The sequence below is a fragment of the Paraburkholderia sp. Ac-20342 genome (assembly GCF_017104985.1).
GTDB lineage: Bacteria > Pseudomonadota > Gammaproteobacteria > Burkholderiales > Burkholderiaceae > Paraburkholderia.
Genome location: NZ_JAAGPQ010000220.1, coordinates 1 through 951 on the forward strand (window position 1 = coordinate 1; position 951 = coordinate 951).

A 951-nucleotide genomic window follows, 5' to 3' on the forward strand; every position below is an offset into this window, starting at 1 on the left:
CGACGTATAGGCGCCCTGCACGTGTGCCGCGTCAAGCAGGTCATCCCATGCGTCCTCGCCGTGCTCGCGGCGCACCAGCTCTTCCAACAGGTTGAAGACGATTCCTTTCACGCTGTACTCCCGTTTTTCCGTTGTTGGATCCGCTGTCTGTCATAGTGCTGGCACGCATCATAGATATGCTGCCGTACTGCGGTCCAAGATTCCAGCCGCAGGTGGAACACAGTCCACGGCGCTGCATCGGATGCGGTGATAGCAATCACGACGGACGGTACAAAGAGCAGCAAGTCATACTCGATACCCGGAGTCATGCGCATTGCGACCATGTCCGTATAGTGCGTGCTGGGGATGGCTGGCCTCATCAGCAACGCACCGACTCCGAGCCGCGACCATGGCAGCGTTTTCTGGCAGACCAGCCGCAGTGCGAAGGCCGAAGACGCAATAGCGATCAGCGGCGACAGCAGCGTGATCGCCGGGTCACAGACCTGCGGAATCGACATGGTGAACGCCAGCATGTCAACGAAGTGCGCATGCGAATGCGCCGCCGGCAAGCCACCGCTATGCGGCTTGCCTCTTTGCGGTAGCAATTCTCCAAGGCAAATCCAGAGCGGTGTAGGACGCGAGGCTGGCAACCAGTAGTAAGCAAACGACAAGTACCGGGTTTAACCACGAGCGAGCATTACATATTTCCCTTCATGTGATAGGAAGCCTTGTACCTGGAGCTCGCACAATTAGCATATTTGCCTTCGATTCACCGGACGATGCCAACTCAGTGTCCCCCCCGCAATGAACCTCATGCGGGTCGCATGCGCTTGGCGATCCTACCGGCGCCTGCGCGCATCGACAGCAACTGGCATGCCTCGTCATTTCAATTGCAAGATCCAGCCGACGTGTCGCTTCATGCGAGAAAGTCTTCCTTCGCAAATGCCTAAGCCCTATTCTTACCCCGATCAG

The 951-nt window shown here is 57.5% G+C and carries 1 protein-coding gene; it reads right to left on the reverse strand.

The features are described from left to right. Positions 1-107 precede the first annotated feature (107 nt). Entirely contained in the window at positions 108-497 is a 390-nt protein-coding gene (locus tag G3N58_RS33835) for an MHYT domain-containing protein (RefSeq protein ID WP_345889864.1), read from the reverse strand. Between the last annotated feature and the right edge of the window lie 454 nt (positions 498-951).